We start from the raw sequence: 8,085 nt of genomic DNA, 5'->3' as shown, positions 1-8,085 counted from the left end.
TACCGGATTCCCCTGTCGCCTAAAGGCGACAGTCCCCTCCGGAGGTATTTGATGGGCGCGAAGCATGTGCGGGGGGACAGCGGCATCGTGTCGCGAACTCCGCCTTGTCGCGTCCGCTTTGTCTCCGATGCGCTGACGATCTCCGTCGCCGGCGGTGGTCAGGCGACGATTTCGCTGATCTGCATCTGGGGGGTGGCGTTGGTGTAGTTGGCGATGTCGGCGCCGACGGTGGGGCCGTCCAGTCTGGCCAGCGCGGTCCGCATAGCCTCGAGCGAGTCGAAACGGATGTGCGCGGCCGCGAGGTAGGGGCCGTCCACGGCCCGGTCGATCTCGACGTCGGTGACGCCCATCATGGACGCGATCATGGGGATGTGGCTGGTCCGGTAGTACTCGTGGTCGAACGTCGCGCCCTCGGTCTTCGGGTACAGGACGGTGTAGCGGATCACGGCAGCTCCCTCGATGCGCGTCGACACCCGGCCGTCCGGACACCCCCGGACAACCTGCCGGAAGTCTGCCAGATCCGCGGCCGCGACCATGCTTGATCCCGCCGGCCCCATCGCGCCATCCGACATTGTCCATCCGGCACTGTCCATCGAGCACTGTCCATCGAGCACGGCGGATCACGGGAAAGGGGCGCGAGCGTCCCCGCCGCATCCGACCGTCCGGCCCGCGAGCATCCGGAGCAGGGCGGGGACCATGCCGAGGATGCCGGGTCTCGTTACCAGACCGCCCGGGGCGTGCAACGGGACGCGGACGCGCACGGCGGCGGGCAGGGCGTGGAACTCCAGCGGTGGGGGCAGGCGCAGGGCCTCGCCGTCGATCGCGACGCTCAGCGGTCCACCGGAGTCGACGCGCAGGCCCGGGCTGTTCCACTGCTGGAAGCCGGGGAAGCGGTCGATGGCGCCCATCGCCTCCAGGGCGACGAGTCTCGGCAGGTCCTGGGCGCGGTCGATGCGCAGTGCCACGATGCCGAGCCGGCCGCCGTCCAGTCGAGGCCGCACACCGAACCCGCCGAGGCTGCGCACCTGGTACGGATTGTTCGACACCAGCAGGACGTCGGCGGTCCCGGCGCCGACGCCGGCGGCCCCGCCGCCGTGGGCGGGGGTGGGGAAGCGCAGGTCCGGGGGCTCGTGGCCGGGTCCGAGGAGGTCCGGCAGCAGGTCCGCCGCCGTGCTGATCTTGGCCTCTCGGTAGTCGTCGGACTGCACGATCTCCGCGTAGACGCCGAGCGACACGTTGTTCACGAACACCCGGTCGCCCACCTGGCCGAGGTCGACCCGTCGTTCGACGGCCTCGCCGAACGCGTCGAGCGCACCCGCCACGTCCCGCCGGTCCAGCCCGAGGTCGAGGGCGAAGTGGTTGCGCGTCCCCGCCGGCACGCACACGTAGGCGAGCCCGCGCCGCCGCGCCACGTCGGCGACCACGGCCTGCGAGCCGTCACCGCCCGCCATGCCCACGACGTCGGCCCCGCGGTCGGCAGCCGCCTCACACAGCGACCGCAGGTCCGCGCCAGCCGTCAGCATCACAACGCCGACGCCGCGCCGGGCCGCCTCATCGGCGAGGTCGTGCCGGCCCGCGGCACCGCCGCCGGACCGCGGATTGACGAGCAGGACGCCGCGACGGGCCGGTCCGACGCGCGTCCCGGCCGGCCGATGCCGCCCGAACGCCACCCGTGCCAACGCCGCCGACGCCGCGACCAGACCCACGATCAGCAGCACCCTCACCAGGCCGGCGACCTCGGCGAACAGGATGAGCCCGATCAGCGCCACGACGGCCACCAGCCCGGCGGCCACTCGTCGCGGCCCCCGTCCGACGAGCGCCGCCCACGCCGCCATCACCGTGATCGCGATCGCGGCGACCGTCACGGGCAGCGCGACCGGCCGGTGCACCAGCCCGGCGACCGCGACGGCGAGCGCCGCCGCGAAGCACCCGAGACACCCCCCGGCGGCCAGCCGCCGCAGCCCGCTCACCCCGCTGCTGCCGTCTTCATCGTCGTCCGGGGCAGCAGGGCCGCCAGTGCCAGGCCGAGGAGGCCGACGACGGCGAGGACGACGAGGGCGACGGCGTAGGCGTGGCCGGTCAGGCCGGCGACGAGGATCGTGCCGGCGATGGCGGTACCGAGCGACGAGCCGAGGTTGGACACGCTGCGGGACAGCCCGGAGATCTCGCCCTGCCGCTCCTGCGGGAACGCCGACTGCACCATGTTCACCGACGGCGTCAGCATCGCACCGATGCCGAGCCCCGTCAGCCCCAGCCCGGGCACGGACCCCCACGGGTTGTTCGTCACCGCGGCCAGCGCCAGCAGGACGGCGGTGCCGGCGACGGCGAGCGCGAACCCGGCCATGATCAGGGTGCGCTGCGGCCAGCGGCGGGCGAGGCGCTCGGCGGTGAGCGACGACACGAGCACGCCGATGGTGGCCGAGGTGAAGATGAGGCCCGTGGCGATCGCGCTGTAGCCGCGGACGACCTGCAGGTACGCGGAGACGGTGAACGAGGTGCCCATCAGCATCAGCCACTGTGCGTTCTGGGTCGCGAGCCCGAGGTTGGACGTCCGGTCGCGCAGCAGCGCCGTGGACAGCAGCGGCTCCCGCCCGGCACGTTCCTCGGCGCGCACCCAGCAGACGAACCCGGCCAGGACAGCGACCCCCGCCGCCAGCAGCAGGGCTGTGGCCAGCAGGTTGTTGTCGGCGGCGAGCACGCCCGTCACGACCAGGACGAGACCGGCGGCGGACAGGCAGGCGCCGACGGTGTCGAAGTGCCGGGTGCGGTCCGGCGGGACCGGGTCGGGAACGGAGCGGCTGAGCACCACGATCAGCGCGACGATCAGTGCCTGGAAGACGAACGCGGCCCGCCAGCTGATCGCCGAGGTGATCAGTCCGCCGATGAGCGGCCCGGCCGCCGCGCCGACGCCGCCCGCGGCCATGATCACCCCGAAGGCGTGGGCCCGGGCGGTGAGATCGGTGAAGATCATCGTCGTCAGGATGTAGACCGGGGGGATCAGCAGCGCGGTGCCGACGCCCTCGAGGATCGAGTTGCCGAGGATAAGCACGCCGAGGCCCGGGGCGACGGCGCTGAGCACGGCGCCCGCCCCGTACAGGGCGAGTCCGGCGAGCAGGCAGGGCCGGCGGCCGTACCGGTCCGTCAGCTTGCCGCCGGGAATCATCAGCGCCGCCATCACCAGCAGGAAGATCGTGATGGTGACCTGGACGCCCTGCACGGTCGTGTCCAGGTCGTCGCTGATGTCCTTGATCATGACGTTCATGTTCGACCCGGCGAAGCTGCAGACGAACTGTGCGAGCGCCAGCGGCGCGAGGATCCGCTTCGTCATGCGCGGGCCGAGGCGGCGGCTGGCGGCCGGCTCTCGGCGCGGTCGAGTTCCTCGTCGAGGGCGAGGGCCGCGTCGATGAGGGCCAGGTGGGTGAAGGCCTGCGGGAAGTTGCCGAGCTGCTCCCCCGACGGCCCGATCTCCTCGGCGAACAGGCCGACGTGGTTGGCGTACGTCAGCATCTTGTCGAAGGCGTACCGGGCCTGGACGAGCCGCCCGGCCCGGGCGAGCGCCGCGACGTACAGGAAGCTGCACAGGTTGAACGTGCCCTCGGCGCCGCGCAGCCCGTCCGGCGACGCCTCGGGGTTGTACCGGTAGACGAGGCTGTCGCTGACCAGCTCGCGCTCCATCGCGTCCAGGGTGGACAGCCACGCCGGATCCACCGGCGACAGGAAGCCGACGCGCGGCATGAGCAGCAGCGACGCGTCGAGGACATCGGTGTCGAAGTGCTGGATGAACGCCTCCCGCTTCGGGTTCCAGCCGCGGTCGAGGATCTGGTCGAAGACGGCGTCGCGGGCCCGGGTCCAGCGGGCGACGTCCGCCGGCCGGGAGAACCGGGCGGCCAGACGCAGGCCGCGGTCGAAGGCGACCCAGGTCATCAGCCGGCTGTAGGTGAAGTTCTGCCGGCCGCCGCGGGTCTCCCAGATGCCCTCGTCGGGCCGGTCCCAGGCGTCGGCGAGCCAGTCGAGCATCCCGGCGAACGCCCGCCAGCCCTCGATCGCGCCGACGTCGCCGGTGGCCGCCAGCGCGTAGGTGGCCTCCCCGTAGATGTCGAGCTGGATCTGGTCGGCGGCGGCGTTGCCGGCCCGCACCGGTGCCGAGCGCCGGTAGCCCTCCAGATGGTCGAGCGTCTCCTCGGTGAGGTAGGGGTCGCCGTCGACCCGGTACATGATCTGCAGCGGTTCGCCGGACGTCGACACGCCCGCGGCCACCCGGTCGCGCAGCCAGTGACGGAAGTCGTGCGCCTCCCGGGTGAACCCGATGTCGATCAGCGTCCGCACGGACAGCGACGCGTCGCGGATCCAGGTGAAGCGGTAGTCCCAGTTGCGTTCGCCGCCGATCTGCTCGGGCAGCCCCATGGTCGCCGCGGCGATCGGGGCACCGGTCGGGGCGTAGGTGAGCAGCTTCAACGTGATCGCCGAGCGGTTCACCATGTCCCGCCAGCGGCCGCGGTAGGTGCACGCGCGCAGCCAGTCGATCCAGAACGCGCGGCAACGCTGCAGCTCGTCGCGGATGCCGGCGCGCGTCGACGGCTCGGGCGCGGCGCCGCCGCTCGGCACGCTGGTCAGCACGACCGCGGCCACCTCGCCGGCCTCCAGGGTGCACCGCGCCCAGACGTCGCCGTCGCGGGCCTCGAACGTGATGGGGGCGGTGGCCTGCAGGTGCAGGTCCCCGTGCGGGGCACGGAAGACGGCGGCGCGCGCGTCGGCGTCACTCAGGGTGAGCGTATGTGACGCCCGTCCGTAGTCGAAGCGCGGCTGACAGGTGAACGTGAACGGCACCCGTCCCCGCACCACCCGGGCGATCCGCACCAGCCGGTGCCGTCCGCTCGGCGCGCTGGTCGCCAGCGGCTCCATGAAGTCCGCGACCTCGCCGACGCCCTCGGGCGCCAGGTACCGGGTGACGAGCACCGCCGTGTCCGACAGGTACAGCTGCCGGCCGGACGCCCCGGCCTGCGGCGACAGGTCGGCGGCGAAACGGCAGTGCCCGCCCCGCTCGCTGTCCAGCAGGGACGCGAAGACGCTGGGCGCGTCGAAGCGCGGCGTGCACCACCAGTCGATCGACCCGTCGGCCGACACCAGCGCCGCGGTCTGGAGGTCCCCGATCAGGCCGTGGTCGCCAATCGGCGGATAGCTGCTCACCAGGCACTCCTCCCAGCCGAACCCGCCTCCACGATGCACCCGGACACCACTGAACGCATCTCGACCGCTACCGTGCGCGCAGTTCCGGCCCGCCCGGCGCGGGTGTCGCGGGTGTCGCGGCGGCGGCGAGGATGGCCAGCAGTGCCAGCGCGGCGACGACGACCAGCAGGACGATGGCGACGGTGACCGCCGTCGGGTAGCTCCACAACACCAGCGTCAGCACCCCGGCCGCGATGACGATCCCGCTGGTCAGCGGGCGGTGCTCGGTCAGCCAGCGGCCCACCGCGCCGGTGCGCAGCCCCCTGCGCGCCAGCCTGCTGCCTGTGGCCGAGGTGGCCCGCCCTGTCCCGCGCCGCACGGCCCGGGCGCCCCGAGCCGGTCCGACCAGCCAGCCGGCCGCGATCGCGATCGCGGCGAGGGTGAGCAGGGCCTCGGCGCTGCCGCGCAGGTAGCGCAGCAGGGTGTCGTAGATCGCCGACGCCGCGTCCCGCGTCTGCGCCGACGACGGGACGGAGTCCAGGTAACGCTGGCGCAGCAGCGTGAGCAGCACCAGCAGGACGATCATCATCGCGCCGACGCCGACGCCGCCGGCCATCAGCGCGATCCGCCGGTCCGGCATCAGCAGCACCCCGGCCAGCAGCAGCAGCCCGGCGGCGACGGGCAGCCAGAGCCCGAGCACGTCGAGCACTCGCAGCCAGTCCTGGACCCGGCTCAGTTCCTTCGTCTGCAGCAGCACGATCGTGCGGTCGGAGTCGGGGATCTTCGCCGCCGCGCCGAAACCGGCGTCGACCAGCCGCTGGCGTACCTCGTCGACCACGGCCCCGACGTCCAGCACGATCGCGTTCCCCGACGTCGTGATCGCGCCGCCGCCCGTGCCGGTGAGGACCTTCATCACCGCCGGCTGCACCCGACGGTTCGCCGCCGTCCACAGATCGGCGAACTGGTCGCTGTCGACGACCCCGGCGACGATCTCGTGCACCACGTCGGTGACCGCGGACGACAGCACCCCCGACAGCGCGTCCGCGTGGTCGGCGACGACGGCCGGAGCGCCGTTGCGGCGCAGCACGTCATCGAGCGAACCGGTAACCCCCTTGACGTCGACGTTGTCGACGATCCGCGTCGTCAGCCGATCGATCACGAGGTTCTGGACGGCGGGATCGGCGGCCAGCGGCGCGACGGTCGACACATAACGGTCGGTGTCGGAGATCGACGAGTCCAGCCAGGCGGCGACCACGGCGAACGGCGCCAGCAGCACGGCCAGGACCAGCAGCACCGACGCCCAGACGGTCCGCAACCGCCCCCCACCCCGAGCCGTTTCCATGCCGGCGCCGGTGCCGGCGGGATGCGCATCGTCCTCACCACGGCTCGGCGGAGGTGTCCACGACACGTTTCCTCCCACAGGTCCCGCCGGGGCCCGATCTTGCGGCCGCGCCGAGTTCGGCGCCGTGAGGAGTGAACCAGAGAATGCCCCTTGATCGCGCCCGCAGCGATCGATCCGGAAATTCCGACAAATATCGACAACCCTTCTCGAGAATATCCACGCCGGGAGGACGGAGTTTGCCTGCGTCCACCCCGGGTAGAACTCGCCGGGAATGCGGCGTCTGCCGAATTTCCATTCATCGAATCGGGGAGAGAACCATGACGACGCTGGCACCGGAGCGGACACTTGACGCGATCGCCAACGGCGAGGCACCGGTCTTCGAGGAACTCGTCCAGATGCACCTGGACACCCTCGAGCGGTCCGGTCTCGACGAACGCACCTATCACCTGGTACGGCTGGCCGCTCTCATCGCGCAGGGCTCCGCCCCCGCCTCGTACATGATGAACCTCGCCGCCGCCCGGGAAGCAGGGCTCACCGCCAAGGACGCGAAGGGCGTCACCACCGCCATCGCGCCGATCGTCGGCAGCGCCAGGGTGGTGTCGGCGGCCGGCAGCGTCCTGCGGGCCCTCGGGTTCGAGGCCGCCATCTCCGACGACGAGTAGCAGCGGTCGCTCGGCTCAGATCCGCCGGGTCGGGGCACGGTCACGGTGACCGGCCCGGCGTCCTCGGCCACCCATCCTCCGGAAAGCACGGAGGAGGGAGAGGCCGCTTTCGTTGTACCACTTTCCGACAATGGCCCCGCCGGTCAGGACGACCCCCAGGCCGATCAGCCAGGAAAGCAGCGTGAAGACGACACCGATATTTCCGTAGCTCCGCTCGTTCTGCACTATGGACGACGAGAAGGTCAGCCTGCTGACCACCCCGAGCCCGGTCAGGCCGATCGTGGTGAGCACGGCGGTGGGCAGCAGTTCCCGCCAGCTCAGCCGGCCGAGGACGAGGATCCACGCCCCGCCCCAGAGGAACAGCCCCAGCGCCAGGGTGACGAGCGCCGCCTGGGCCGCCTGGCCGCCGACGGTGCGGGTGAGCACCGCCCCCGCTGCCGTGCTGCCGGCCAGAAAGACGATCAACCCGGCCAGCCACACCGCCTGGGCCGGCAGCCCCCGCCGCCATCCGATCGCCGGCACCCGGAAGACCCGCAGATACACCGACTGCACCGCGGCCGCGAGGCTCAGCCCACCAAGGACCAGCCAGACCACCCCCACCACCGTCCAGCCGGATCGCGCCGTGCCGCCGCCCTGCGGCGCGAAGAGCCGTTCGACGGCCAGCGCCGCGTCATGATCGAGCCCCATCCGCCGCACGACGATCTCCGCGGCGCCACCCGGCCGCAACGGCGACACCGCCGCCAGCGTGATGATGAACGGAAAGAACATCATCAGAGTCAGCGCGGCCAGGTTCATCGCACCGTTGATCAGATCCCCTTCGTGCAGCCTGCGCCCCAGTTCCTCGGCCGCCGACCCACGCAGCCGCCCCTGCGTGGGTCGGCGTCCGAGGAACTGGGGCGCAGGCTGCACGAAGGG

The 8,085-nt window shown here is 72.2% G+C and carries 7 protein-coding genes; 1 reads left to right on the top strand and 6 read right to left on the bottom strand.

The window, feature by feature from the left end; genetic code table 11:
- Positions 1-158: 158 nt before the first annotated feature.
- From C1A33_RS15460 to C1A33_RS15440, 5 genes are all read right to left on the bottom strand, one after another.
- Entirely contained in the window at positions 159-446 is a 288-nt protein-coding gene (locus tag C1A33_RS15460; RefSeq protein ID WP_101832202.1) for an EthD family reductase, read from the bottom strand.
- A 174-nt stretch (positions 447-620) separates the two neighbouring features.
- Entirely contained in the window at positions 621-1,970 is a 1,350-nt protein-coding gene (locus tag C1A33_RS15455; protein ID WP_101832200.1) for a diacylglycerol/lipid kinase family protein, read from the bottom strand.
- Positions 1,967-3,328 (bottom strand): MFS transporter, encoded by a 1,362-nt coding sequence (locus C1A33_RS15450; protein ID WP_101832199.1) that lies wholly within the window; start codon positions 3,326-3,328, stop codon positions 1,967-1,969. The genes C1A33_RS15455 and C1A33_RS15450 overlap by 4 nt, the downstream gene beginning before the upstream one ends.
- Positions 3,325-5,187 (bottom strand): glycoside hydrolase family 15 protein, encoded by a 1,863-nt coding sequence (locus C1A33_RS15445; RefSeq protein WP_101832198.1) that lies wholly within the window; start codon positions 5,185-5,187, stop codon positions 3,325-3,327. Before C1A33_RS15445 ends, C1A33_RS15450 begins: the two co-directional genes overlap by 4 nt.
- A 67-nt stretch (positions 5,188-5,254) precedes the next feature.
- The gene (locus C1A33_RS15440; protein ID WP_133150683.1) at positions 5,255-6,574 is read right to left on the bottom strand and encodes a hypothetical protein; all 1,320 of its coding nucleotides are present in this window, start codon (positions 6,572-6,574) and stop codon (positions 5,255-5,257) included.
- Between the two features lie 251 nt (positions 6,575-6,825).
- Here C1A33_RS15440 and C1A33_RS15435 point away from each other — a divergent pair, with 251 nt between their 5' ends.
- A complete protein-coding gene (locus tag C1A33_RS15435) occupies positions 6,826-7,170 on the top strand; it encodes a carboxymuconolactone decarboxylase family protein (RefSeq protein WP_101832196.1) in 345 nt (114 codons plus the stop codon).
- A gap of 15 nt (positions 7,171-7,185) precedes the next feature.
- On the opposite strand, the gene C1A33_RS15430 is transcribed toward C1A33_RS15435, so the two are convergent.
- Complete coding sequence (locus tag C1A33_RS15430) at positions 7,186-8,079, bottom strand: ribonuclease BN (protein ID WP_243407584.1); 894 nt, start codon at positions 8,077-8,079, stop codon at positions 7,186-7,188.
- Positions 8,080-8,085 lie beyond the last annotated feature (6 nt).

Origin of the sequence: Frankia canadensis (assembly GCF_900197875.1) — a bacterium.
GTDB classification, from domain to species: Bacteria; Actinomycetota; Actinomycetes; order Frankiales; family Frankiaceae; genus Frankia; species Frankia canadensis.
This window is presented reverse-complemented; position numbering and strand designations above follow the sequence as displayed.